This window comes from Marivita sp. (assembly GCF_051251565.1).
Classification (GTDB): domain Bacteria; phylum Pseudomonadota; class Alphaproteobacteria; order Rhodobacterales; family Rhodobacteraceae; genus Marivita.
Window position 1 is genome coordinate 72,632 of record NZ_JBPOFB010000005.1, and the last position, 24,141, is coordinate 96,772.

Genomic DNA, 24,141 nt, shown 5'->3' on the forward strand with positions numbered 1-24,141 from the left:
CGCCCGTGAGTGACGGGTCTCACATCACATCATTAACAGCTTGATCGCCAGCGCGAGCATTGTCACTCCGACAATCACATCAAGCACCTGCCACGCGCGCGGTTTGGCGAAAAGCGGCGCCAGAAGGCGCGCACCGTAGCCCAGCGCAAAGAAATACAGGAAACTTGCAGCAGCCGCGCCGCCGCCAAAGGCGACCTTGTTATCATACTGCGCCGACACCGCCCCCAAAAGCACCACCGTGTCCAGATACACATGCGGATTGAGCCATGTCAGCGCGAGGCAGGTCAGAACCGCCGCCCGCAGCGATCCGGCCGGTTGCGCCATCTCCTGGCTTTGCCCGCCGCGCCATGCGGCCCAAAGCGTGCACAGCCCGTACCATGCCAGAAACGCCGCCCCAAACAGACGCATGCCAAGCTCCAGCCCCGGCACAGCGTCCGACAGCGCCCCAAAGCCCGCCACCCCTGCCACGATCAACAGCAGGTCAGAGACCGAACAGACCAGGCAGACGGCAAAGACATGCGCCTTGAGCAACCCTTGTCGCAGGACAAACGCGTTTTGGGCACCAACGGCAAGGATCAGCGAAAACCCAAGCGCAAAACCCGCTATGGCTTCAGTCATTCAGCGCGCGCCATCCGATATCACGGCGGCAGAACCCTTGCGGCCAGTCGACACTGTCCACCAGCGCATAGGCGCGGTCACGAGCCTCTTGCAGGGTCGCGCCGCGTGCGGTCGCGTTGAGCACACGCCCACCCGTCGCGGTGATCTTACCCTCTTTTTCGGTGGTTCCCGCATGGAACATCATCTGAAAACTGTCCTCGGGCAGGCCATCAAGTCCCCCAATCACGCTGCCCTTGTCATAGCTGCCCGGATAGCCGTTTGCCGCCAGTACCACGGTCATCGCATGATCGTCGGCCCAGTTGACGCGGGCCTCGGCCAGACGCCCTTCGGCGCAGGCATGCATCAGGTCAAATGCCTGTCCACCCAGACGCATCATCAACGCCTGACATTCGGGATCACCGAAGCGCACGTTGTATTCCACCAGCTGGGGATGTCCGTTCTCGATCATCAGGCCAGCATAGAGGATGCCCTGGTACGGCGTGCCGCGACGGGCCATCTCGGCCATGGTTGGTTTGATGATCTGGTCCAACGCGATTTGCGCAATCGCATCCGTCAGCACGGGCGCGGGCGAATAGGCCCCCATCCCGCCGGTGTTCGGGCCGGTGTCACCGTCGCCCACGCGTTTATGATCCTGTGCGGTGCCCATGGGCAGCACATCCACACCATCGCACAGCACAAAGAACGACGCTTCTTCGCCTTGCATGAATTCCTCGATCACCACCTCGGCCCCGGCCCCGCCAAAGGCACCGCCAAACATATCGTCGATGGCGGCCTCGGCCTCGGCCACCGATTCTGCGATGATCACGCCCTTCCCGGCGGCAAGCCCATCTGCCTTGACCACAATGGGCGCGCCCTGCGCCTGCACATAGGCCTTTGCGCTGGCGGCATCGGTGAAATGGCCATAGGCAGCGGTGGGAGCCTTGGCCGCATCGCAGATTTCCTTGGTGAAGGCTTTGGATGCCTCCAGCTTGGCAGCATCTGCCGAAGGGCCAAACACCAACAGCCCCGCATCGCGCAACCGATCCGCCACGCCCGCCGCCAATGGCGCTTCGGGGCCGACAATGACAAATTCGATGCTGTTTTCCTCGGCAAAGGTGACCACCGCGCCACCGTCTTCGATATCCAGTGCGGCGCAATCCGCGATCATGGCGATGCCCGCATTGCCCGGTGCCACAATCAGCTTGTCGCATTTTGGGTTCTGCATCACCGCCCAAGCCAGCGCATGTTCGCGCCCGCCAGAGCCAAGGATCAGGATGTTCATCGGCACGCTCCGGGTTCACCTTCGGTTGCGGGCGTTCTAGGGTTGGCGCGAATTATGAGCAAGATGGGTCAGACATATTTGTCAGTCCCGGCGCGGAGGACCAAAGATGAGCGACCTGATCGACGATCCCCGACCGGGGCAGAATATGCCCGAATACACCGTATCCGAAGTGTCGGGCGCAGTGAAAAAAACGCTCGAATCCGAATTTGGCCGCATCCGCGTGCGCGGCGAAGTGGGCCGGGTGTTTACGGCGCGGTCCGGGCATCTTTACTACGACGTCAAAGACGACAAAAGCGTACTGGCCTGCACCACATGGAAAGGCCAGGTGTCGCAGCTTGCCGTGGTTCCCGAAGAAGGGCTTGAGGTGATCGTCACCGGGCGGATGACAGCCTTTGGCGGTCAGTCCAAGTACAACCTCAATGTTGATGAGGTCACCGTTGCGGGCGAAGGCGCGCTGATGGCGATGCTCGAAAAGCGTAAGAAAGCGCTCGCTGCCGAAGGTTTGTTCGATCCGGCGCGCAAGAAGGCACTGCCCTATCTGCCGGATATCATCGGGGTGATCACCTCGCCCTCGGGCGCTGTGATCCGCGACATCCTGCACCGCCTGCGCGACCGCTTTCCGCGCAAAGTGCTGGTCTGGCCGGTGGCAGTGCAGGGGGCGAACTGTGCGCCCGAAGTGGCCCGCGCGATTGCCGGGTTCAACGCGTTGACACCGGGCGGCGCGCTGCCCCGGCCGGACCTTCTGATTGTCGCGCGCGGCGGTGGCAGCATCGAAGACCTTTGGGGCTTTAACGAAGAAATCGTGGCACGCGCAGCGGCGGCGTCGGACATCCCGCTGATCTCGGCTGTGGGGCACGAAACCGACACGACCCTGATCGACTTTGTGTCGGACCAGCGCGCCCCCACCCCGACGGCTGCGGCTGAAATCGCGGTGCCGGTGCGGCTTGAGCTGCTGGCGTGGGTCGGGGACCAACAGGCGCGCATGACCCGCGCCGTATCGCAGCGGATGCAGACCCGCGATCAACGCCTGCGCGACCTGGCCCGCGCCCTCCCCCGGCCCGACAGCTTGCTGTCCGGCCCGACGCAGCGGCTGGACCTGATAGCAGACCGCCTGCCCCGCGCGCTGATCCGGTCGGTGGACCTGCGGCGCGGACGGCTGATCGAGGTGGCTGCGTCCTTGCGCCCGTCTTTGCTCGCGCGTGGGGTGGCCGAACAGCGCAGGCGCTTTGACCAAAGCGCCGCCCGTCTGGCCCCTGGCCTTGGCCGCGTGGTCGACACCAAGCGCGAGGCCCTGGCACGGCGCGCCGACAGGCTGTCGTTGCAACCGATCACCCGCGATCTTGCAGCCAAACGTGAACGGCTGGACGATCTGACACGGCGGTTGTCGGGGGCCGGACAGGCGCAGGTCAAGGAGTGGCGCACCAAGCTGGACGCGCTGGACCGGTTGCGCGAAACGCTGGGCTACAAGGAAACGCTGAAACGGGGCTATGCGGTGGTGCGCAGCGATGGCGACGTTGTAACGACATCGAAAGCGGCCGAAAAAGCCACCGCATTGGAGATCGAGTTTGCCGATGGGCGCGTGACCGTTGGACCCGCCGGGGCAAAGCCCGCGACCAAAGCCAAAGCCAAACCGCCGGAACAGGGATCGCTGTTTTGACCCCCCGCCACTGGTCCGCATTTTCGAAATCGCGCGCAAGACCCTTCGAAGGGTCTTGCCCCGCCCAGACCTGCAAACTAAGCCCTAGAGCATGAGAACACTCTTTCTTGGCGACATCATGGGCCGCGCGGGCCGCACCGCGATCACCGAGCGCTTGCCCGACCTGCGCGCACGGCTGAAGGTCGATTTCTGCGTGGTGAATGGCGAAAACGCCTCGAGCGGTGTTGGCCTGTCCGGCCCGCATGCAAAGACGTTGCTGGACTCCGGCGTTGATTGCCTGACGCTGGGCGACCACGCGTTCGATCAAAAGGACATGCTGTCCTATATTGAAAACGAACCGCGCATCCTGCGGCCTTTGAACTTTGCCAAGGTCGCGCCGGGTCGCGGGCACCGTTTGTTCACGGATGCGCGCGGGCGCAAGATCCTTGTGCTTCAGGTGCTGGGACAAGTCTTTATGAAGCGCGCCTTTGACGATCCGTTCTCGGCGGTGGATGCGGTGCTGCGCGCGCACCCGCTGGGCGGTCAGGCACAGATGATCCTTGTGGACATGCATTGCGAAGCCACGTCCGAGAAAATGGGCATGGGCCATTTCTGCGATGGCCGCGCCAGCCTTGTGGTCGGCACCCACACCCATGTGCCCACCGGCGACGCGCAAATCCTGCCCTCGGGCACAGGCTACCTTACCGATGCAGGCATGTGCGGAGACTACAATTCCGTCATCGGGATGGAAAAAACTGAACCGATGCGCCGCTTTGTGACCGGCATGAGCAAAGGCCGGTTCCAGCCTGCGTTGGACGAGGCCACGCTGTCGGGCGTGTTGGTGGAAACCGATGATCGCACCGGCAAGGCCACCGCCATCCATATGATCCGCGAAGGTGGACGCCTGCAACCCAGTACGCCCTAGGATGGCCCGCCTCTTTCCGCTTTTGATCCTCATCTGTGCCGGAGCAGCCTGGGGCGCGACGCAACCGCTGGCGAAAATCGCCGTGAGCGGCGGATACCGCCCGTTGGGTATCGTCTTTTGGCAGCTCAGCATCGGCGCTGCCGTCTTGGGCGCGGTCTGCCTGCTGCGCGGAAGGCGGTTGCGGTTTACCGCACCGGATCTGCGCCTTTATGTCATTATCGCGCTGATCGGCACGGTGATCCCGGGCATCGCGTCCTACAGTGCCGCGGTGCATCTGCCTTCAGGCGTGCTGTCGATCTTGCTCAGCAGCATCCCGATGCTGGCCTTTCCAATCGCCCTTGCCATGGGTCACGAAGCCTTTCGCTGGCGACGACTGGCAGGGTTAAGCCTTGGGTTCTGCGGCATTGGCCTGTTGATCGTGCCCGACGCCAGCCTGCCCGCGAATATCAGCGCGCTTTGGGTCTTCGTCGCGCTGATTGCGTCGCTGTGTTACGCGTGCGAGGGCAATGTGGTGGCCAAGCTGGGCACCAACGGGCTCGACGCTGTGCAGGTCCTGTGCGGTGCATCGCTTGTTGGGGCTGGTATCTCGCTGCCGCTGGCGCTTGTGACCGGACAGTTCATCGACCCGCGCGCCACGTGGGGCGAACCAGATCAGGCGATCATCGCCTCCTCGCTGCTGCATGCCGGGGCCTACACCGCCTATGTCTGGCTGGTGGGCCGGTCAGGGCCTGTGTTTGCGGTCCAGATCAGTTATCTGGTGACGCTGTTCGGGGTCACATGGGCGATGGTATTCCTCGACGAAAGTTATTCACCCTATTTCTGGGGCGCGCTCGCGGTCATGTTGGCGGGGCTGGCCTTGGTGCAGCCACGACCCAAAGCGATTCTTGTTCCCCCGGCCCAACCTGGCCACCCAACGACCACGTAACCAAAGGAGTGCGACCGTGCTCACCGCGTTGATCGATCTGGATCAAACCACACAGGCGCTGATTGCATTGGGCACTGTTGTGGTGATGTTTGCCCTGTTCGTACGCGAAAGCTACCCGACCGAAGTGGTGGCGATTGGCGGTGTCGGGTTCCTGCTGGCGACCGGGGTTTTGCCCTATGATGATGCTCTTGCCGTTCTGGCCAACCCGGCCCCCTGGACCATCGCCGCGATGTTTCTTGTCATGGGGGCCTTGGTGCGCACCGGCGCGCTTGCGGCCTTTACAACCGTGGCGCAATCGGCGGTCGAAAAAAGTCCCAAAACTGCCATGGCCGGTATTCTCGGCGTGGTGATCGTCGCCTCGGCGTTTATGAACAACACGCCGGTGGTGGTGGTCATGCTGCCACTGTTCGTGCAATTGTCCAAAACCTTGGGCGTGGCCCCGTCAAAGCTTCTGATTCCGCTCAGCTATGCGGCCATTCTGGGTGGCACACTGACGTTGATCGGCACGTCGACCAACCTGCTGGTCGATGGCGTGGCCCGCGCACAAGGGCTTGAGCCGTTCTCTATCTTCGAGGTCACGCCACTGGCCGTGGTGCTGATCGCATGGGGCATGTTCTATCTCTGGGTGTTTGGCCGGTTCCTGCTGCCCGAGCGCACCAGCATGGCAGCGATGTTGTCGGACCGGTCCAAGATGAAATTCTTCACCGAAGCTGTGATCCCCCCCGACAGCAACCTGATCGGGCGCGAGGTTCAGGGCGTGCAACTGTTCAAACGCGATGGCGTGCGCCTCATCGACGTCGTGCGCGGAGACGCATCGCTGCGGCGCAATCTGGAAGCAGTGACCTTGCAGGTGGGCGACCGAGTTGTTCTACGCACGCAGATGACCGAACTCCTGAGCCTGCAACGCAACAAGGAACTGCGCCGGGTCGATCAGGTATCGGCGGTTGAAACGACAACGGTCGAGGTGCTGATCACACCTGTGTGCAAGATGGTCGGGCGGCGTCTGGGTGCGATGCGCCTGCGGCGGCGCTACGGTGTGTATCCGCTCGCGGTACATCGCAGGAACCAGAACATCGGGCGACAGCTTGACGATCTGGTGGTGCGCGTAGGCGACACGCTTTTGCTCGAAGGGGCACCCGAAGACATTCAGCGCATGGCAGATGAACTGAACCTTGTGGATGTGGCCAAACCGTCAGCCCGCGCCTACCGGCGCAGCCACGCGCCCATCGCGCTTGCGGCCTTGGCGGGTCTCGTGATCCTCGCAGCCCTTGGAGTCGCCCCGATCCTCGCGCTGGCGGTCATTGCCGTGGCCGTGCTGCTGCTGACCAAATGCGTGGATTCCGACGAAGCGTTTTCGTTCATCGAAGGCCAGCTTTTGGCGCTGATCTTTGCCATGCTCGCAATCGGCGCCGCGTTGGAGGCATCAGGCGCGGTGACCCTGATTGTCGAAGGGATGGCCCCCTACCTCATGAACTTGCCCCCTTGGGCCATCGTCTGGGCGATCTACCTGCTGACAAGCCTGTTGACCGAACTGGTCAGCAACAACGCGGTGGCCGTGGTTGTGACCCCCATCGCCATCGGCCTCGCGCAAGTGATGGGGCTTGATCCGCGCCCACTGGTGGTGGCCGTGATGGTGGCGGCGTCCTGTGCCTTTGCAACGCCCATCGGGTACCAGACCAATACGCTGGTCTACGGGCCGGGGGGATATTCGTTTTCGGATTTCCTCAAAGTAGGCGTGCCGCTGAACCTGACGGTGGGAATGCTCGCCTCGGCTCTCATTCCACTGATCTGGCCGCTCTAGCGCGTCTAACGCGTCAACGGAAACGCGTCACCCGTAGCGTGCCACGAACCGACGCAGGATCTCGACCGGCACGGTCACGTCGCTGGCATGGCACATTGCGATCAACGCATCCGCCGCCTCGGGCGCGAAATACCCTTTGTGTCGATAGACCCGGATACGGTCCTCGAACACGCCGGCATCGGCTTCGGGGTGGAACTGCGTCGCATAGACGTTCTGGCCGTGGCGGATCATCTGGTACGGGCACGGATCAGACGCCAACAGATGCACACAACCGTCCGGCAAATCCTGCACCGCTTCTTTGTGCCCGACAAAGGCGTCAAACGCGCCGGGCAACCCGGCGACCAATGGATCGGCAGCCCCAGCCTCTGTCACACGGCAGGTCACCGGCCCCACTTTTTCGCCATACCGCCGCTTGGACACTTCGACCCCCAGATGATGCCCAAGGATGCCGATGCCATAACAGCAGCCCATGAACGGCACATCACGCGCGGTGATCTCGGGCATGAGCGACAGGATGTCCGCCTCGATGCGCGCCTCGACAGGGTCTTTGGTCGCGGGATCGTCAGACACACAGCCCGGGCCCCCGCCCACGATCACGCCGGAATACGCGTCCAGCCGCAGATCTGCGGGAAGTGGATCACGGTCCAGACAGATGCGATGCACCTGCGCGTCCGACAGGCCACCCTTGTCCAGAAACGCGGCATATTCGCCATCGCTGGCATCCACCTCGGGGCGCAGTTGCAAGATCAGGAACGGTTTCATGCCCCTGTCATACCCAATGCGCCACCGCGCGCACATCCCGAAAACGCAACTTGTTCCCACCCTGCATTCTGCGGTAAAGACCCCAAAATCTCAGGACATCCGACATTCAAGGACAGGTATCATGGCCGGCCATTCCAAATGGGCAAACATCCAGCACCGCAAAGGTCGTCAGGACAAGATGCGCGCCAAGCTCTTTTCCAAGTTCTCCAAGGAAATCACCGTTGCCGCCAAGATGGGCGACCCCGACCCGGACAAGAACCCGCGCCTGCGCTTGGCGGTCAAGGAAGCCAAGTCCAACTCCATGCCCAAGGACAACATTGAACGCGCGATCAAAAAGGCGTCCGGGGGCGATGGCGAGGATTACGAAGAAATCCGCTACGAAGGCTACGGCCCGAACGGCGTTGCGGTGATCGTGGAGGCGATGACCGACAACCGCAATCGCACCGCGTCGAACGTGCGCTCGACCTTTACCAAGAACGGCGGCAATCTGGGCGAGACCGGATCAGTCGGCTTTATGTTCGACCGCAAAGGTGAAATCACCTACCCCGCCAGCGTGGGCGATGCCGACACGGTGATGATGGCCGCCATCGAAGCCGGGGCCGAAGACGTGGAATCCACCGAAGACGGCCACTTGATCTGGTGTGCCGACACCGATCTGAACGAGGTCGCCACCGCCCTTGAGGCGGAGTTGGGCGAGTCGGACTCGACCAAGCTGGTCTGGAAGCCGACCACCACAACAGAGCTGGATCTAGACGGCATGACATCGCTGATGAAGCTGGTGGACGCGCTTGAAGACGACGACGATGTGCAGCGCGTGACGACAAACTTCGAAGCCAGTGACGAGGTCATGGCCCAGCTCGAAGAGGCGTAACGGTTCGGGTGTTTCCCTGCATTTTCGAAAATGCAGGGAAGCCAATTCGAATTGGCTTTCAAACCGCGTATCGAAACGCGATAGCTGAACACCCTCTAAGGCGCTATTCCTTCAACATCCCAAAGCACGCTCCAGCGCGTCTGGAGAATAGGTGCCCAGGGGTCTGCGTGACAGGGACGCACCGTCAAACGTCACCGCCACGATCTCGGTCCAGTTTGCATCAGCGAGCACCATTTCAGGCCCCTGCCCACAGTCGCGCAGACCACCAGCAATATAATCCCAACCGATACGATGGTTGGTCAGCCCGTCCAGCGCGGCCACTTGAGTCAGACGCCCCTGGACAGTCGGATCATAGCGCCAGACCCGTAACACCTTGGCCAGATGCGGGCGGTCAACATAGGCCAGTTCAACCTTCCCATCCCCGTCCAAATCGGCCACAGCCACGGGAGCAAGCCATCGAAAGCGCGTGCCGATATGCGGCGTGGCGGCGACCTGAGACAGCGCCCCGTCCACCAGCCCCCAAACGGCAAGCCGTGCGCCTTGGGTCTCGTGGCTCTCGATGGTCACCACTTCGGGGGCGCCATCGCCGTTCACATCAACAACACGGGGAACAAGGTCTTCAAACACGATATCCTGCGCCCAACGCGCGGAAATTTCGCGCCCATCGCTGAGCCGCACAACAAGCGTGTCATATTCAACGTCGTCGCCGAGAACCGCATGCGGATACCGTGTGGTCGGCCCGTCATAGCGCGCCGACACGATCTCTTGTGCTGCGGCCTGCGACGCTATCACAAGCGCCACAGCCAAACCCGCGCCGCGTGCGCCCGGGCCCCACAGATGCAGCAGAGGTCGCAGCGCCCGCATCGGATCAGATCAGATCTGTTTTTCGGGCATCTGGACCACAAGACCGTCCAGCGCGTCCGTGACCTTGAGCTGGCAGGTCAGGCGAGACCGCTCGGGGTTCGGCGCATAGGCGAAATCGAGCATGTCTTCTTCCATGTCTTCCTTCGCTGGCAGCTTGGCCACCCAATCGGGATGTACATAGACGTGACAGGTGGAGCAGGCACAGGCCCCGCCACAATCGGCTTCGATGCCAGGAATGCCGTTGTCGCGCGCACCCTCCATCACAGTGAGGCCGTTGGCCACGTCCACGACATGCTCTGTGCCGCCATGCTCAATATAGGTGATTTTTGCCATTCCAGCACTCTCCGTCTCAGGAATCGTGACATACCTAGTCCGGCCAAGGCAAACCTGCCAGCCCCTTTTGATGTCAAACCAATGTGAGGCCTTTAGGACGGCAAAAAGGCATAGCTTTTTGACCTGATAATGGACATCTTTGGACCGGGGGCGCGCATATTATGACATTGCCACGAATTAGGACTTGGGTATGTGCCGTCATGATCGGCCTTGGTGGTGCCGCATCCGCCGGGGATGTGCCCCAAATCCGGTATCTGGACCGCCCGTCAGGCGTGATGGTCCAAACCGAGGCCGCAACGCAGGACACCGCTTTTGCCATCGCGTCGGTCGGCAAGACGATGACGGCGGTTGCCAGTCTGCGCCGTGTGGATCGCGGTCGGCTTGGGCTGGAGGACAAGGCCGCTGCCTGGATTGCACCCGATATCGTGCAGGGTTTCGGCGGATTGAACGGCATCACCCTGCGCCACCTGTTGACCATGACATCAGGCATTCCGGATTATTACACCGAGGACTATCTTGAGGATGCGCTGGACGACCCAGACCGCATACAGCGTGCAGATATCGCGCTCAGCTACGCCTTTGGCGAACCGCAACTTTTTGAACCGGGTACGGATTTTGACTACTCAAACACAAACTATGTGCTGCTTGGTCTGATCCTTGAGGCCGAAACCGGGAAATCATACGCTGGCGCGATGCAGCAAGAGGTGTTCGCCCCCGCAGGCATGACCAACAGCTTTGTTTTCGGGTCGCGCCCCCTGCCGATTGGTTTCGCTGATGTCCCGGACGAGGTGCGCCGTTATTACCAAGGCGCGGGCTTTGGCGACGGTGGCGTGATCGCCACCGCAGCTGATGTAGCACAGTTCTATCGCACCCTGTTCATCGACCAGACGCTCCTGCCCTCCGATCTACTGGCCGCGCTGACAACCGATCCGCTGGGTGTGGGATACGGCATGGGCATTGAACTGGACGCAGCAACCATTGGCCATTCCGGCGGTGATCTGGGCTTTACTTCAGATGTGCGGCTGCACCGCCCGACAGGCACGCTTGCCATCGAACTGGTGGCCGATGAGGACGCAGAGACCGGCTGGACCGAGGATCAGATGCCCAATTAGCCCGCCTTTACCCCATCTATAGCGGCGCTGGGATTGGCGGCAGAAATTTGACCGGGTCAGAAACCCCGACCGCCCCAGTACCTGCGATCTGGGGGTAAGTAGCAAAACCGGTCTTGAGCCCCTCAAGAAAGACGAACTGCAAGACGCCTTCGTCTGTCAGGACGGCCGTGAGGCCCGGCGCGCAGAGCAGGTGGCGGCGTTCTTTGCCCAACACTGACATCGCGCGAATTGGCAGGCGCTCTTGCGGGTCTTGCGCTAAATGTTCTACCTTTGTTCACATGCGTATTCTCAGCCCCCGACCCGCGCCAACAGACTGGCCCCGCCCGCCCTCCTGCCTGACGGCGTCACAACTGCGCCTGCCATCCGATGGCGCGCGGGTGGCAGTGGCGGGGCTTGTGATCCTGCGGCAGCGCCCCGGCACCGCAAAGGGGGTGATTTTCCTCACGCTTGAGGATGAAACCGGCACGGTGAATATCATCGTCTGGCGCAAGCTTTACGAACGCTTCCGCCGCGCGGTGATCGCCGGGCGCATGCTGCGCGTCACCGGGCGCATCCAGAACGAGGGCGATGTGATCCACGTCATTGCCGAGGTGATCGAAGATATCTCGCCCCTGCTGGATCAGCTTTTGGCCCCCGCGCCCGAGCCTGACCCGCCAGAGGCGCTTTCGCCAGAGGCGCAAACAGGTTAGACTGCGTCAAAGCAGAAACAGGCAAACAGGCGCATCCCACCCGTGACCCCCCTCCCGCCAGCGATCCGGGCTTTGTGGGCTGTGGCCTTGGCCGCCCTTGCGGGCTGTGTTGGTGCTGTGGACTACACCGAGGACGCTACGGCGGTGCCGGTGCCGGATTTCGCCTCTGCGCAGATCAACCCGCCCCCGGGTGTCAGCCCTGACGGCTGTTGGGTCCGTGATATCGCCCCGGCCGAGTTGGAAACCGTCACCCGCCAGATCGAGGTTGCGCCCGCGCGGGTGGACGAGGCGGGCAAACCAATAAGCCCCGCGCGGTTCCGAACCGAAACAGTTCAGGTGATCGAACGCGAACGGCAGGCGCTGATCTTTGAAACCCCCTGCCCCGATGCGCTGACCCCTGATCTTGTCTCGACCCTGCAACGGGCGCTCGAGGCGCGCGGGCTGTACCGCGGGCAAATCACCGGGGTGATGGATGTCCCGACCCGGCAAGCGGTGCGCCGCTACCAGAACGCCCGTGGCCTGCCCAGCGGACTGCTGTCGATGCAATCGGCGCGCGGCCTTGGACTCTTGGCGACCCCCCGCGATCAGCTGTGATCTGCGCGACTCGGCCCGCGTGACGGGTTTGCATCTCAGAGTTTGCAGTTTTGCAAATTCATACCTTTATGAAATCCAGCCTGCATAATCACAAAGGGTTTGCAAAACTTTGCAATCTTGGTGCGCCAAAACTGCAAAGTTTTTGCGGCCATGTGCCGCGCGACGGGTCCAGAGACTTGCCGCAACGTCGCGCGCACCGTACCCCAATGCCAACACGATGAAGGAGGAGATCGGGATGGGTTACAAGGACATCTATGAGAACTGGAAATCCGACCCTGACGGGTTCTGGATGCAGCAAGCAGATGCGATCGACTGGGACAAGGCCCCCAGCAAGGCGCTGTTCGACAAAGGCGACGATCTTTACGAATGGTTCGCCGACGGCCTGACCAACACCTGCTGGAACGCCGTGGACCGCCATGTCGAAGCCGGGCGCGGTGGACAGGTCGCCATCATCCATGACAGCCCGATCACCGGCACCCTTCACAAGATCACCTATGCCGACCTGCGCAACCGGGTCGCCCGTCTGGCCGGTGCTCTGCGTGCCAAGGGAATCGAGAAGGGTGACCGCGTTATCATCTATATGCCGATGGTCCCCGAAGCACTGGAAGCCATGCTGGCCTGCGCCCGTTTGGGTGCAATCCATTCGGTGGTGTTTGGCGGGTTTGCTGCCAACGAATTGGCCGTGCGTATCGACGACGCAAAGCCCAAGGCGATCATTGCCGCCTCGTGCGGGTTGGAGCCGGGGCGCGTGGTGCATTACAAACCGCTTCTCGATGGCGCAATTGATCTGGCGACCCATAAGCCCGATTTCACCGTCATCTTTCAGCGCGAGCAGGAAGTGGCCCATCTGGACGAGGGCCGGGATTTCGACTGGCATGGGTTCCAGTACGGGGTTGAACCCGCCGAGTGTGTGCCCGTTGAGGGTAATCACCCGGCCTATATCCTCTACACCTCGGGCACCACGGGCGCGCCCAAAGGTGTGATCCGCCACACTGGCGGGCATCTTGTGGCGCTGAACTGGTCGATGAAGAACATCTACAATGTCGATCCGGGGGATGTGTTCTGGGCAGCGTCCGATGTCGGCTGGGTCGTGGGGCATAGCTATATTTGCTATGCGCCGCTTATTCACGGCAACACCACCATCGTGTTCGAGGGCAAACCCGTTGGCACCCCTGATGCGGGCACGTTCTGGCGCGTGATTGCGGATCACAAGGTGCGCAGCTTTTTCACGGCCCCCACCGCGTTCCGCGCAGTCAAGCGGGACGATCCCAAGGGCGAATTTGTCGGCAAGTACGACATCTCTTGCCTCAACGCGATCTATCTGGCGGGCGAACGCGCCGATCCCGACACGATCGAATGGGCGATGAAGGTCAGCGGCAAGCCAGTCTATGACCATTGGTGGCAAACCGAAACCGGCTGGACGATCGCAGGCATGCCTGCCGGCATTGAGGCTCTGCCGGTCAAGATCGGGTCGCCATCGGTGCCGATGCCCGGATACGACGTGCAGATTTTGGACGAAGCAGGACAGCCGATGCAACCCGGAGAACTGGGCGCGATTGCGATCAAGCTGCCCCTGCCCCCCGGCACTCTGCCGACGCTGTGGAATGCCGAAGACCGGTTCCGCAAATCCTACCTGTCGCATTTTCCCGGATATTACGAGACCGGCGATGCGGGCATGATCGACGTCGACGGATACCTGTATATCATGGCGCGCACCGATGACGTGATCAACGTTGCCGGGCACCGCTTGTCCACGGGCGGCATGGAAGAGGTGCTTGCCGGACACCCGGACGTGGCCGAATGTGCCGTTGTGGGTGTGACCGATCAGCTCAAGGGGCAATTGCCCATGGGGTTTGTCTGTTTGACCAAGGGGGTGGACCGCCCGCATGACGAGATCGTCAAGGAATGCGTAAAGCTGGTGCGCGACAAGATCGGCCCGGTGGCGGCGTTCAAGCTTTGCGCGGTGGTGGACCGCTTGCCCAAGACGCGGTCGGGCAAGATCCTGCGGGCGACCATCGTCAAGATTGCCGACAGCGAGGCGTTCAAGCCGCCCGCAACGATTGATGATCCGGCGATCCTCGACGAGATCAAGATTGCTCTACAAGCAATGGGCTACGCCAAGGGGTGATCTGGGGCCAGATGCGTTACCGCATGTGCACTGCATGTGAGGGCTCTGGCCACCGTCCAACGGGCTTGCACCGATGGCGTCACCATGAAGGGCTTCTCAAGGTATTTTCGCCCGAAGAGACCCAGACCCTTTCACCATAGAAAAAGGGCGCTGCCAAAGACAGCGCCCTTTTGTTGTCGGACCAACAGACTTATTCGTCTTCGGCAATTGTCAGTGCAACAAAGCGCGGATCGCCACCGCGGCGGACCAGCAGCAGGATGGATTTGCGTCCCGCCTCTTTGGCCTCGGCGATCCGGTCTTCCAGATCACTGAACATCACCACCTGCGCCTGACCGGCCTCGGTGATCACGTCGCCTGCACGCAAGCCTTTTTCAAAGGCTTCAGAGCTTTCATCGACATCCATCACCGCCAGACCTCTGGCGCTTTCGGGAAGTTCGAGCTGTTCGCGGATTTCCGCGCTCAGCGGGCTGAGCGTCAGGCCCATGAGGTCCATCGACTCGGGCGACACGTCTTCGTCTGGGCCGGGCTGGGATGCAGGCACAGCGCTTTCTGCGTCTTCGCGGCGACCCAGGGTCACCAAAAGCGTCTGTGTCGCGCCCTCGCGGTTGACCACAACGCGGACTGCTTTGCCCACTTCGGTGTTGCCAACCTGGCGCACCAAGCCACGTGTGTCGTCCACATCGCGGCCATCAAAGCTGATGATCACGTCGCCCGCCTGCATGCCCGCTTCCATTGCTGGGCCTTCGGGGACGTCAGAGACCAGCGCGCCCTTGGCCGACGCCAGACCCAGCGCTTCGGCCACATCATCGGTCACATCCTGAATGCGCACGCCGAGCCACCCGCGACGGGTTTCGCCGAATTCCTGCAATTGATCGACCACGCTTGTGACGACGTTGGACGCCATCGAAAAGCCGATCCCGATCGAGCCGCCATTGGGCGACAGGATCGCGGTGTTCACGCCGATCACTTCGCCGTCCATGTTGAACAATGGGCCGCCCGAGTTGCCACGGTTGATCGCGGCGTCGGTCTGGATGTAGTCGTCATAGGTGCCGCTAAGCGCCCGGTTGCGGGCGGACACAATGCCTGCCGAGACCGAAAAGCCCTGACCAAGCGGATTGCCCATCGCCATGACCCAATCCCCCACGCGGGCGGTGTCGCTATCGCCAAAATTGACGAATTGCAGCGGAGTTTCGCTTTCCACCTTGAGAAGCGCGATGTCGGTGTTGGGGTCGGTGCCGACGATTTCGGCGGGCAGTTCGAAGCCTTCGAAGAATTCGATCATGATCTCATCCGCGCCTTCGATGACGTGGTTGTTGGTCACGATGAACCCATCTTCGGAAATCACAAAGCCCGAGCCAAGCGCCGAAGACCGGCGCGGGCGGTTGCCCTGTCCGTTGCCATTGCGATCCTGAAATTCACGGAAGAAATCCTCAAACGGGGATCCTTCGGGGACAATACCCTGAGGGCCAGTGCGGCCCGCCACGGTTGTTGAGGTGGTGATGTTGACGACAGAAGGGCTGATCTTTTCGGCCAGATTCGCAAAGCTTTCTTGCGAATAGGCCATCAGCGACTGTGCCAATATGAGGATCATCGATATCGAGGCCATCCAGAACAGGCGCAGCGGCGTGCTTTGGTCCCGTTCGATAACTTTTGCCTGTGCGGTCTTTGCCTGTGCGGTCAAGGGGAACTCCTTCGTCTTTAGTGCGGGTGCATTGCCCGACACATGCCTTGGATAACAGTAATGTAGGTGCGTGCACGCAACACGCAAACAGGAAAGCACAGTCTCAAGCTTATGTGACTTGGTCGTGACGCCGGCAATCGGCGGCGGATGGCTCAAAACGCCTGCAATATCCACAACATGGCGATTCCAAGGGCTAGCGCGGACACACCGATAAGCCGCCGCAGATCAAGCGACATCTGGCGCATTGCCTCAAGCATCCGTTCAATAAGCGAAGGGGCCAGCGCATAGGCCAGCCCCTCGATAATCAGCACAAGTGCAATCCCTTGGATCACAAGCTCGATCAATTGGTCGCATCCTCGGCGGGTGCTTGCTCTTCCATTTGTTCCTCAAGCCGTTCGCGTTCTGCTTCGGGCAGGTTGGGAGAGATGGTGGCCTCGGGTGCCATCTGGCGCAGGCGTTCGATGTCGAACTCCTGAACCTCTACGCTGCCCAGACCGTCAGCGCGGATCGCCCCGAACATCTGGCCCAGGAACTGGCTGTTTGGCGAGAAGACAAGCGTTGAGGTCTCTTTGTTCAACGACTGCTCCATCGCGGCCAGTGACCGGTAGAAGGCAAAGAAATCCGGGTTGCTGCCATAGGCTTCGGCATAGATCCGGTTCCGTTCGGCGTCGGCCTCACCCTGTGTGATGCTGGCTTCCCGATTTGCGTTCGACACGGTTTCGACCACGGTCCGGTCGGCAGCCGCGCGGACACGCTGCGCGGCTTCGTTACCGCGGGCGATTTCGTCGGCAGCTTCGCGTTCCCGCTCTGCCCGCATCCGCGCAAAGGTCGCGGAAAGGTTTTGCTCGGGCAGGTTTGTTTGCTTCAGACGCACATCGACAATTTCAAGGCCAAGACCCGCCGCACTGGTGCGGGCCTGATCCCGGATCCGCAACGCAAGGTCACGGCGTGCGGGTGACAGGATCGTGTCGGATGTCACCTGATCGGCACCCAGAACTTCTCGGATCTGGGCATTCAGAACCGAAGACAGACGATCTTCGGCAACCCGTGTGCCGCCAATGCCAACGGCCTGACGGAACTGGACCACATCGGCGATCCGGTAGCGGGTGAAGGCATCGACCACGAGGCGGCGGTCATCGGACGGCGTGACTTCGATCGTGTCAGTGTCGAGCGACAGGATACGGCCATCATAGCGGACCACTTCCTGAATGACGGGGATCTTGAAGCCAAGACCCGGCTCTTCAACGACCTGTTTGATCTGGCCGAATTGCAGCACCAACACCTTTTCGCGTTCGTCGACGATATAGATCGACGACAACAAACCCACGATAGCCAAGACGCCAATCGGAAGAAGAAAAGCGGATTTACGCATCAGTTGGACCCTCCTGTGGCCGTCTGGCCAGAGCGGCGCAGTTCATTGATCGGAAGGTATGGCAAAACGCCCTGCCCGTTTGCATTTCCGGTTTCGTCCAGCAGAATTTTGTCCATGTCACCCAAGGTTCGTTCGATCGTCTCAAGATAAAGACGACGCTGCGTGACTTCGGGCGCTTCGTTGAATTCCTGCGCCACGGCGATAAAGCGGCTGGCTTCACCGATGGCTTCGTTGACAACGCGGGCGCGGTAGCCTTCGGCTTCTTCAAGGATCTGCGCGGCAGAACCACGCGCCTCGGCAAGAACCCGGTTGGCATAGGCATCCGCCTGTCGCTGCAAGCGGTCCCGTTCCTGTTCAGCGGCCTGAACTTCGCGGAAGGCGTCGATCACTTCGCTGGGCGGGTCAGCCGTATCAAGGTTCACACGCACGATGGTGATGCCGCTTTCGTATTCATCCAGGGTTGCCTGAATGTTTTCGCCCGCGGTATCGGCGATCAGACCACGGTCCCGGTTGAGGATCGGAGCAAGGTTGGACGCCGCGATGATTTCGCGCATCACCGCTTCGGACACAGCTTGCACCGTCACCTGCGGGTCACGCAGGTTGAACAAAAGCTTTGCCGGGTCGTTGATGTTCCAGACCACCTGAAAGTCGATATCCACGATGTTCGCGTCCGTGGTCAGCATCAGACCATCGCCACCAGCCCCACGGCCACCACCAATGCTTTCTGTCCGTTCTGACGTTACGTTCACCACTTCTGCGGTGACAAACGGCCAAGGCGCAAAGTTCAGACCGGGATTGCCGGTCGAATAATATTCGCCAAGGAAAAGCTCGACCGACTGTTCTTCGGGACGCACGGTGTAAAAGCTGGAGAACGCCCAAAGCGCGAGCGCGCCAAGCGCGGCCAGGCCGACTGTGCCACGGGTCAGCTTGAACCCGTCACCACCGTCGCCGCCGCCAGAGCCGTTCAGCCCGCCATTGCCGCCACGGCCACCCATCAGAACGCGCAGGCGTTCCTGGCCTTTTTTCATCAGCTCGTCGATCTCGGGTATCTGCGGCTGGTTGCCGTCACCGGGACGACGCCCACCTCCGTCATTGCCACCGCGCGGGCGATCGTCGCCTCGGTCTCCACCGTTGTTACCGCCGCCGCCCCACGGGCCGCCACTGTTACCTGCCATCTGGTCTTTTCCCCTCTCGGAACATTCCGTCTTTCATCTCACACTCATACCTGTGGGCAAAGCTTGGAAATTCAAGCCGTCCGCATCGGTTTGCGCATCGTGACAATCTCTTCGGACATGGTCGGATGAACTGCAACAGTGCGGTCGAAATCTTCTTTGGTCGCACCCATCTTAACCGCAATACCTGCAAGCTGGATCATTTCGCCCGCATTCGGCGCGACGATGTGGCAGCCCAACACGGTGCGGTTCTTCTGACTGACGATCAGTTTCATCAGAACGCGGTTCGGTTTTTCCGCAAATGCCGTCTGCATTGGGCGGAACGACGTGCAGTATACCTCAATCGGCTCTTGGTCGCGCGCCTGTTCTTCGGTCAGCCCCACTGTGCCAAGTTCTGGCTGGGTGAAAACCGCCGATGGGATCAGAGCATGATCCACAGGCGTCGGGTTGCCGTGGAATACCGTTTCGACAAAGGCCATACCTTCGCGGATCGCAACCGGCGTCAGGTTGACGCGGTCGGTCACATCGCCAATGGCATAGATCGACGGAACCTTGGTCTGGCTGTAGGCGTCCACCTCGATCTGTCCGGCGCGCCCAAGGGTGACGCCCACCCCCTCCAAGCCCATATCGGCAGTGTTCGGGGTCCGGCCCGTGGCAAACAGTACCACGTCAAAATCTTCAATCGCGCCATGGGTGGCTTTCACCCGGATCGGCCCAGTACCCGGCGCTTCCGACGTCGCCCCCCCGAATTGAACGTCCTCGGCGGGGCCGCTCATCAAATCGTCATCCACATCCGCAGCGCGGTGCATTTCGACGATATTGGTGCCGGTGTGCAGCTTGATCCCCAAGTCGCGCATGGACTCCGCGATCAGACCGCGCGCCTCTTCGTCAAAGCCGCGCAGAATTTGTGCCCCGCGATAATACTGCGTCACCTGTACGCCCAGACCTGCAAGGATACAGGCGAATTCGCAGGCGATATAGCCACCGCCGATGATCAGAATCGACTTGGGCAGCGTTTCAAGGTGAAAGATATCGTCAGACACGATCCCGAGATGCGCGTTCGGCATGTCCGGGCGTACAGGACGCCCCCCCGTCGCCACAAGGATATGTTTGGCCGTGACCGTCTCGCCCGTCGACAGCGCCACTGTATGGGCATCCACGAGGCGTGCGCGCGCGTCATAGGTGGTCACGCCGGACCCTGCCAAAAGCTTGCGATACACCCCTTCGAGACGGTCCAGTTCGCTGTTCAGCCGTCCCGAAAATTTGGACCAATCGAATGCGCCTGCCGTGATGTCCCAGCCATAGGCGGTTGCTTCGTCGGCCATCGCCCCATAGCCGCTGGCAAAGACCATAAGCTTTTTCGGCACGCAGCCCCGGATCACACAGGTGCCGCCATAGCGGTCTTCCTCGGCCAGCGCGACCTTGGCCCCGGCTTCGCCAGCCGCCACGCGCGCTGCACGCACACCGCCGGACCCCCCGCCAATCACAAAAAGATCGTAGTCAAAAGCGCTCATGGTCCGTTCCTTCAAAGTGCGGACGAAGATATTTCACATGGAACCGCGGATTGCCAGACAAGGCGGACAGGGATTTGCATGTTCGTGATGTTGCGCTGATCAACGCGGTCTCTTAGCGTTCCGCCACCACACCAATGTCACCGGACCCCTGCTATGACCTGCCGCCCCGCCACGCGCACCGATCTTGCTGACATTCAGCGCTGCGCCCGCGCTGCCTATGCGCAATACGTGCCGTTGATCGGGCGCGAACCGGCCCCGATGGTTGCGGATTTTGCCGCCCAGATCGACAGCGGCTGGGTGCATGTGTTCCACCAAGACGGGCTTGCCGGGTATATCGTGTTCTACCCGCGCAAGGCGGACATGTTTCTTGAAAACGTGGCGGTGCACCCGGATGCGTGGGGACGTGGGATCGGTCGCCAGCTCATCACCCTATGCGAGGACGCGGCCCGCGCGCAAGGATGTGATACGGTGCGGCTTTACACCAACGCAGCCATGACGGGGAACCTGACGCTCTATCCCCGGTTGGGTTATGTCGAGACTGAACGCCGCCGCGAAGACGGGTTCAACCGCGTCTATTTCGAAAAACGCCTGTAACCCGCCAAGTCAGAGATCCGAAAACAGGTTATCCGGCTCGGCCAGATCAACATGATCTTCACGCACCGTGCCTTCGTTGATGTCGCGGGTTTCGACCCGGCCATCACTGTATCCGATGATGACCTTGTCACACAGATCGATGAACAGTCCGTTTTCCACCACACCCGGCATCTGGTTGAGCGCCATCGCCAATTGCCGCGCATTACCGATCCGGCTGAGGTGCAAATCAAGAATATGGTTGCCCTCATCGGTGCGGAACGGCACATCGCCATTCATCCGCAGCGTGATCCGACGGCCCATGACATCGGCCGACACCAGCAGCTCTTCCACCAGCATTTGGGTCGTGGTCCAGCCAAACGGGATCACTTCGATGGGCAGCGGGAACGCGCCCAAGGTGCCGACCTCTTTGGCAGCATCGGCGATGATGACCACCTCTTCACTGGCAGCAGCGACGATCTTTTCCTGCAACAGCGCGCCGCCGCCGCCTTTGATCAGGTTCAGATCGCCATCAAATTCGTCCGCCCCGTCAATGGTCAGGTTCAATGTCCCTGCTTCATCCAAGGTGATAATCTCGATGCCCACGTCACGGGCAAGCTGTGCCGTGCGGGTTGATGTCGGCACGCCCTTGATCCGCAAGCCTTCGTCACGCACCCGGTCGCCCAGATGGCGCACAAGCCATGCTGCGGTTGAACCGGTGCCGAGCCCCACACGCATTCCAGTTTCGACAAGGTCAGCCGCACGCTTTGCGGCAACGAACTTAGCCTTGTCGATGGGCGACAATTCTCCGGTCATGGGGCAGCTCCTTAAGGCAGACGTGCTGTCTTATAGAACGTCGCATCGAAAGGGGCGAGACCGAATTCCGGCCGCACCGCCCGCACCTACGGCATCGCCCGGATCAGAACCGCGCGCGCCCCGGGTCAAAGCCAAGCTGAACACCGCCCGCGCTGGAGGGGACCGGCGTTACTTTGCATGTTGCCCGAGCACCGTTGAAACTGGCCACAAACCCGATGTCGTTAAAGTACCGCAAATCCTTAAGAACTTTTTTACCATTATGCTTAATCCAGCCACGGCGTAGGATTTCGTCATTCTGACGCGACACGGTGTTCGAGCTGTGGCGCACGGCCCCACACACTGCGATGCGACCACTAAAGTCGTACACACCCCAGGTGCCAAACAGTTTGCCCGCACCATGCGCCCACCCCACTTCGAAGGTGCCAAAATCACCTGTCACCGGCACGTCGGTTGTGGTTGTTTGCGCTGCGGAAAGGGTCGGCAGACATATCGCAACCGCAGCAATTCGAAGATAGTGAAACATAAACACTGTAATTCCCGTTACGCCCCGCAGGATCTCCTAAGTACTACCGCAAAGCGTGTAAAGTGATCCAATAAAAATTCTCTGGATTGTTTCGCATTCGGAACCACAGACCCCAATTCCGTCCAGATTGTGCAATCACTCCGCCTGGCCCATCGTACCTTTCGGAACCAGAACAGGCGGGGCCAACACCGTCTGCTCAACCTTGGGAGCCTTGGGCACCACAACCGTGCCAGCCTGTACAAGCGTTGGCGCCAAGGCCCAAATCAGGATCGCCACCGCAGCGGCCAGCCACGCCAGAAAATTTAACCGGCTCGCCCAATTCGTCATGAATCACTCCTTTCTGATGTGATGTGGCCCAAGCATCACCACCCGGTGGTAAAGACCGGGTCAAACACACCGCTTTTTTACCGAGACCCGCCGCTTTCGCCGCTGGTCTTTATCCGTTGGGCGGGTACACCGGACGCAGTCTACCTGTTCCTGACACGTTGCAAGAAAGCGCGCCTTCATGTTTCTGTCCGTCTTCGATATGTTCAAGGTCGGGATCGGCCCGTCATCGTCGCACACGATGGGGCCGATGGTTGCCGCATCCCGGTTTCTGACCAGCCTGCGCGCCGCACCTTTCAGCGCTGCGGGCGTCAAGGCGTCCTTGCACGGGTCACTGGCTTTTACCGGCGTCGGCCATGCCACAGACCGCGCCACCATCCTGGGCCTCGCGGGTTTCGTCCCCGAAACCTATGACCACGCGCAGGCCGACGCGGCCTTTGCGCGCATCCGCGATAGCAAAACCGTCACCCCAGAAGGCCTGCCAGCGTTGCGGTTCGATCCGCTGACAGACCTCACTTTTGATTTCGGGCCCAACCTGCCCGGCCATGCCAATGGTATGATCCTGAGCGCCACCGACGCCCAGGGCGATGTGATCTTGCAGGAGACCTATTATTCCATCGGCGGCGGCTTTGTGATGACGCAGGCTGAACTGGACGCGGGCAAGGACACTGACGACGGCCCGCCGGTGCCATACCCGTTCAAATCCGCCGCAGAGATGCTTGATATGGCGCTGGCCTCTGGCCTCAGCATCGCGCAGATGAAACGCGCCAATGAGCTGTCGCGCGGGTCCGTCGCCGATCTGGACAGCGGAATCCGCCGCCTCTGGCAGGTGATGAACGACTGTATCGACCGGGGGCTGGCGCAGGATGGCATCCTGCCCGGTGGTCTTAGCGTCAAGCGTCGCGCCAGGGGTATCCACGAAAAGCTGCTGGCCGAACGCGGGATGAACCTCAGCCCTCCACACACGATCAACGACTGGATGAGCGTCTATGCCATGGCGGTAAACGAGGAAAACGCGGCCGGGGGGCAAGTGGTCACTGCCCCGACCAATGGTGCGGCAGGCGTGGTGCCCGCCACATTGCGCTACTACCTTGATCACGTGCCCGGAGCGACGACAACGCGTGTGCCAGAATACCTATTGACCGCTGCCGCCATTGGCGGCCTGGTCAAGTTCAACGCGTCGATCAGCGGGGCCGAAGCCGGGTGCCAAGCCGAAGTCGGCAGCGCCAGCGCCATGGCCGCAGCCGGCCTGTGCGCGGTTTTGGGCGGCACGCCCGAACAGATCGAAAACGCCGCCGAAATCGCGCTGGAGCACCATCTCGGCATGACCTGCGACCCGGTCAAAGGGTTGGTGCAGGTGCCCTGCATTGAACGCAACGGGTTGGGCGCGATCAAGGCGGTCAGCGCCGCCAGCCTTGCCCTGCGCGGAGACGGCACCCATTTTGTACCACTTGATTCGGCCATCGAAACCATGCGCCAGACCGGCGCGGATATGCACGAGAAGTACAAAGAGACGTCGTTGGGCGGCTTGGCTGTGAACGTGCCGAATTGCTAAACACCTGCGGATATTGCTCCTATCGGCGGAATTCCCCAAACGACACGCTGATAAAACGAGAGCGTTGACAGCTAAACTCAACCAAGAGTAGCGTT

General features: G+C 61.2%; 24 protein-coding genes. 11 read left to right on the forward strand and 13 right to left on the reverse strand.

Annotated features, from left to right (window positions below; all coding sequences use genetic code 11):
• Positions 1–24: 24 nt before the first annotated feature.
• The gene (locus ACSHXH_RS08615) at positions 25–618 is read right to left on the reverse strand and encodes a LysE/ArgO family amino acid transporter (RefSeq protein WP_435671380.1); all 594 of its coding nucleotides are present in this window, start codon (positions 616–618) and stop codon (positions 25–27) included.
• Entirely contained in the window at positions 611–1,879 is a 1,269-nt protein-coding gene (gene purD, locus ACSHXH_RS08620; protein ID WP_435671381.1) for a phosphoribosylamine--glycine ligase, read from the reverse strand. The genes ACSHXH_RS08615 and purD overlap by 8 nt, the downstream gene beginning before the upstream one ends.
• Positions 1,880–1,985: 106 nt before the next feature.
• Between purD and xseA the strand changes: the two genes are divergently transcribed.
• The 4 genes from xseA (at position 1,986) to ACSHXH_RS08640 (ending at position 7,166) form a co-directional block, all read left to right on the forward strand.
• A complete protein-coding gene (xseA, locus tag ACSHXH_RS08625; RefSeq protein WP_435671382.1) occupies positions 1,986–3,536 on the forward strand; it encodes an exodeoxyribonuclease VII large subunit in 1,551 nt (516 codons plus the stop codon).
• A gap of 91 nt (positions 3,537–3,627) precedes the next feature.
• Positions 3,628–4,440 (forward strand): TIGR00282 family metallophosphoesterase, encoded by an 813-nt coding sequence (locus ACSHXH_RS08630; protein ID WP_435671383.1) that lies wholly within the window; start codon positions 3,628–3,630, stop codon positions 4,438–4,440.
• A 1-nt stretch (position 4,441) separates the two neighbouring features.
• The gene (locus ACSHXH_RS08635; protein WP_435671384.1) at positions 4,442–5,365 is read left to right on the forward strand and encodes a DMT family transporter; all 924 of its coding nucleotides are present in this window, start codon (positions 4,442–4,444) and stop codon (positions 5,363–5,365) included.
• An 85-nt stretch (positions 5,366–5,450) separates the two neighbouring features.
• Positions 5,451–7,166 (forward strand): SLC13 family permease, encoded by a 1,716-nt coding sequence (locus tag ACSHXH_RS08640; protein ID WP_435671609.1) that lies wholly within the window; start codon positions 5,451–5,453, stop codon positions 7,164–7,166.
• A 27-nt stretch (positions 7,167–7,193) separates the two neighbouring features.
• Here ACSHXH_RS08640 and ACSHXH_RS08645 read toward each other — a convergent pair whose 3' ends face one another.
• Complete coding sequence (locus ACSHXH_RS08645; RefSeq protein WP_435671385.1) at positions 7,194–7,928, reverse strand: glutamine amidotransferase; 735 nt, start codon at positions 7,926–7,928, stop codon at positions 7,194–7,196.
• A 121-nt stretch (positions 7,929–8,049) separates the two neighbouring features.
• On the opposite strand from ACSHXH_RS08645, the gene ACSHXH_RS08650 reads away from it, so the two are divergent.
• Positions 8,050–8,799, forward strand: a complete 750-nt coding sequence (locus tag ACSHXH_RS08650) for a YebC/PmpR family DNA-binding transcriptional regulator (RefSeq protein WP_435671386.1) — start codon at positions 8,050–8,052, stop codon at positions 8,797–8,799.
• Positions 8,800–8,910: 111 nt separating this feature from the next.
• Here the strand turns inward: ACSHXH_RS08650 and ACSHXH_RS08655 are convergent, their stop codons facing one another.
• Both ACSHXH_RS08655 and ACSHXH_RS08660 read right to left on the reverse strand, forming a co-directional pair.
• Entirely contained in the window at positions 8,911–9,600 is a 690-nt protein-coding gene (locus ACSHXH_RS08655) for an FG-GAP repeat domain-containing protein (protein ID WP_435671387.1), read from the reverse strand.
• A 72-nt stretch (positions 9,601–9,672) separates the two neighbouring features.
• On the reverse strand, positions 9,673–9,996 hold the full coding sequence (locus ACSHXH_RS08660; protein WP_435671388.1) for a 2Fe-2S iron-sulfur cluster-binding protein: 324 nt from the start codon (positions 9,994–9,996) through the stop codon (positions 9,673–9,675).
• 200 nt (positions 9,997–10,196) lie between these two features.
• On the opposite strand from ACSHXH_RS08660, the gene ACSHXH_RS08665 reads away from it, so the two are divergent.
• The 4 genes from ACSHXH_RS08665 (at position 10,197) to prpE (ending at position 14,519) form a co-directional block, all read left to right on the forward strand.
• Complete coding sequence (locus ACSHXH_RS08665; RefSeq protein WP_435671389.1) at positions 10,197–11,108, forward strand: serine hydrolase domain-containing protein; 912 nt, start codon at positions 10,197–10,199, stop codon at positions 11,106–11,108.
• A gap of 278 nt (positions 11,109–11,386) precedes the next feature.
• On the forward strand, positions 11,387–11,797 hold the full coding sequence (locus tag ACSHXH_RS08670) for an OB-fold nucleic acid binding domain-containing protein (protein ID WP_435671390.1): 411 nt from the start codon (positions 11,387–11,389) through the stop codon (positions 11,795–11,797).
• Between the two features lie 42 nt (positions 11,798–11,839).
• A complete protein-coding gene (locus ACSHXH_RS08675; RefSeq protein ID WP_435671391.1) occupies positions 11,840–12,391 on the forward strand; it encodes a peptidoglycan-binding domain-containing protein in 552 nt (183 codons plus the stop codon).
• A gap of 235 nt (positions 12,392–12,626) precedes the next feature.
• Positions 12,627–14,519, forward strand: a complete 1,893-nt coding sequence (gene prpE, locus ACSHXH_RS08680; RefSeq protein WP_435671392.1) for a propionate-CoA ligase PrpE — start codon at positions 12,627–12,629, stop codon at positions 14,517–14,519.
• 190 nt (positions 14,520–14,709) lie between these two features.
• Here prpE and ACSHXH_RS08685 read toward each other — a convergent pair whose 3' ends face one another.
• The 5 genes from ACSHXH_RS08685 to ACSHXH_RS08705 form a co-directional block, all read right to left on the reverse strand.
• Entirely contained in the window at positions 14,710–16,125 is a 1,416-nt protein-coding gene (locus ACSHXH_RS08685) for a Do family serine endopeptidase (protein ID WP_435671610.1), read from the reverse strand.
• A gap of 227 nt (positions 16,126–16,352) precedes the next feature.
• A complete protein-coding gene (locus tag ACSHXH_RS08690) occupies positions 16,353–16,544 on the reverse strand; it encodes a DUF2065 domain-containing protein (RefSeq protein ID WP_435671393.1) in 192 nt (63 codons plus the stop codon).
• A complete protein-coding gene (gene hflC / locus ACSHXH_RS08695; protein ID WP_435671394.1) occupies positions 16,541–17,572 on the reverse strand; it encodes a protease modulator HflC in 1,032 nt (343 codons plus the stop codon). The genes ACSHXH_RS08690 and hflC overlap by 4 nt, the downstream gene beginning before the upstream one ends.
• Positions 17,572–18,747: an FtsH protease activity modulator HflK gene (gene hflK, locus ACSHXH_RS08700; protein WP_435671395.1), complete on the reverse strand. Its 1,176-nt coding sequence runs from the start codon at positions 18,745–18,747 to the stop codon at positions 17,572–17,574. The genes hflC and hflK overlap by 1 nt, the downstream gene beginning before the upstream one ends.
• Before the next feature lie 71 nt (positions 18,748–18,818).
• The gene (locus ACSHXH_RS08705) at positions 18,819–20,258 is read right to left on the reverse strand and encodes an FAD-dependent oxidoreductase (protein ID WP_435671396.1); all 1,440 of its coding nucleotides are present in this window, start codon (positions 20,256–20,258) and stop codon (positions 18,819–18,821) included.
• A gap of 153 nt (positions 20,259–20,411) precedes the next feature.
• Here ACSHXH_RS08705 and ACSHXH_RS08710 point away from each other — a divergent pair, with 153 nt between their 5' ends.
• Positions 20,412–20,852 (forward strand): GNAT family N-acetyltransferase, encoded by a 441-nt coding sequence (locus ACSHXH_RS08710; protein ID WP_435671397.1) that lies wholly within the window; start codon positions 20,412–20,414, stop codon positions 20,850–20,852.
• 9 nt (positions 20,853–20,861) lie between these two features.
• Here the strand turns inward: ACSHXH_RS08710 and rpiA are convergent, their stop codons facing one another.
• From rpiA to ACSHXH_RS08725, 3 genes are all read right to left on the reverse strand, one after another.
• Entirely contained in the window at positions 20,862–21,644 is a 783-nt protein-coding gene (gene rpiA / locus ACSHXH_RS08715; RefSeq protein ID WP_435671398.1) for a ribose-5-phosphate isomerase RpiA, read from the reverse strand.
• Between the two features lie 103 nt (positions 21,645–21,747).
• Positions 21,748–22,167, reverse strand: a complete 420-nt coding sequence (locus ACSHXH_RS08720; RefSeq protein WP_435671399.1) for a hypothetical protein — start codon at positions 22,165–22,167, stop codon at positions 21,748–21,750.
• Positions 22,168–22,302: 135 nt separating this feature from the next.
• The gene (locus ACSHXH_RS08725; RefSeq protein WP_435671400.1) at positions 22,303–22,494 is read right to left on the reverse strand and encodes a hypothetical protein; all 192 of its coding nucleotides are present in this window, start codon (positions 22,492–22,494) and stop codon (positions 22,303–22,305) included.
• A gap of 178 nt (positions 22,495–22,672) precedes the next feature.
• On the opposite strand from ACSHXH_RS08725, the gene ACSHXH_RS08730 reads away from it, so the two are divergent.
• Complete coding sequence (locus ACSHXH_RS08730; protein ID WP_435671401.1) at positions 22,673–24,046, forward strand: L-serine ammonia-lyase; 1,374 nt, start codon at positions 22,673–22,675, stop codon at positions 24,044–24,046.
• Positions 24,047–24,141 lie beyond the last annotated feature (95 nt).

Excerpts from the sequence above, each read along its gene's own strand:
- ACSHXH_RS08720 (WP_435671399.1), bottom strand. The coding sequence starts at position 22,167 with ATGTTTCACTATCTTCGAATTGCTGCGGTTGCGATATGTCTGCCGACC.
- ACSHXH_RS08685 (WP_435671610.1), bottom strand. The coding sequence starts at position 16,125 with ATGGCCTCGATATCGATGATCCTCATATTGGCACAGTCGCTGATGGCC.
- prpE (WP_435671392.1), top strand. The coding sequence starts at position 12,627 with ATGGGTTACAAGGACATCTATGAGAACTGGAAATCCGACCCTGACGGG.
- ACSHXH_RS08725 (WP_435671400.1), bottom strand. The coding sequence starts at position 22,494 with ATGACGAATTGGGCGAGCCGGTTAAATTTTCTGGCGTGGCTGGCCGCT.
- ACSHXH_RS08615 (WP_435671380.1), bottom strand. The coding sequence starts at position 618 with ATGACTGAAGCCATAGCGGGTTTTGCGCTTGGGTTTTCGCTGATCCTT.
- xseA (WP_435671382.1), top strand. The coding sequence starts at position 1,986 with ATGAGCGACCTGATCGACGATCCCCGACCGGGGCAGAATATGCCCGAA.
- hflK (WP_435671395.1), bottom strand. The coding sequence starts at position 18,747 with ATGGCAGGTAACAGTGGCGGCCCGTGGGGCGGCGGCGGTAACAACGGT.
- ACSHXH_RS08650 (WP_435671386.1), top strand. The coding sequence starts at position 8,050 with ATGGCCGGCCATTCCAAATGGGCAAACATCCAGCACCGCAAAGGTCGT.
- ACSHXH_RS08670 (WP_435671390.1), top strand. The coding sequence starts at position 11,387 with ATGCGTATTCTCAGCCCCCGACCCGCGCCAACAGACTGGCCCCGCCCG.
- ACSHXH_RS08630 (WP_435671383.1), top strand. The coding sequence starts at position 3,628 with ATGAGAACACTCTTTCTTGGCGACATCATGGGCCGCGCGGGCCGCACC.
- rpiA (WP_435671398.1), bottom strand. The coding sequence starts at position 21,644 with ATGACCGGAGAATTGTCGCCCATCGACAAGGCTAAGTTCGTTGCCGCA.
- ACSHXH_RS08635 (WP_435671384.1), top strand. The coding sequence starts at position 4,442 with ATGGCCCGCCTCTTTCCGCTTTTGATCCTCATCTGTGCCGGAGCAGCC.
- hflC (WP_435671394.1), bottom strand. The coding sequence starts at position 17,572 with ATGCGTAAATCCGCTTTTCTTCTTCCGATTGGCGTCTTGGCTATCGTG.
- purD (WP_435671381.1), bottom strand. The coding sequence starts at position 1,879 with ATGAACATCCTGATCCTTGGCTCTGGCGGGCGCGAACATGCGCTGGCT.
- ACSHXH_RS08640 (WP_435671609.1), top strand. The coding sequence starts at position 5,451 with ATGTTTGCCCTGTTCGTACGCGAAAGCTACCCGACCGAAGTGGTGGCG.
- ACSHXH_RS08730 (WP_435671401.1), top strand. The coding sequence starts at position 22,673 with ATGTTTCTGTCCGTCTTCGATATGTTCAAGGTCGGGATCGGCCCGTCA.
- ACSHXH_RS08660 (WP_435671388.1), bottom strand. The coding sequence starts at position 9,996 with ATGGCAAAAATCACCTATATTGAGCATGGCGGCACAGAGCATGTCGTG.
- ACSHXH_RS08705 (WP_435671396.1), bottom strand. The coding sequence starts at position 20,258 with ATGAGCGCTTTTGACTACGATCTTTTTGTGATTGGCGGGGGGTCCGGC.
- ACSHXH_RS08710 (WP_435671397.1), top strand. The coding sequence starts at position 20,412 with ATGACCTGCCGCCCCGCCACGCGCACCGATCTTGCTGACATTCAGCGC.
- ACSHXH_RS08665 (WP_435671389.1), top strand. The coding sequence starts at position 10,197 with ATGATCGGCCTTGGTGGTGCCGCATCCGCCGGGGATGTGCCCCAAATC.
- ACSHXH_RS08645 (WP_435671385.1), bottom strand. The coding sequence starts at position 7,928 with ATGAAACCGTTCCTGATCTTGCAACTGCGCCCCGAGGTGGATGCCAGC.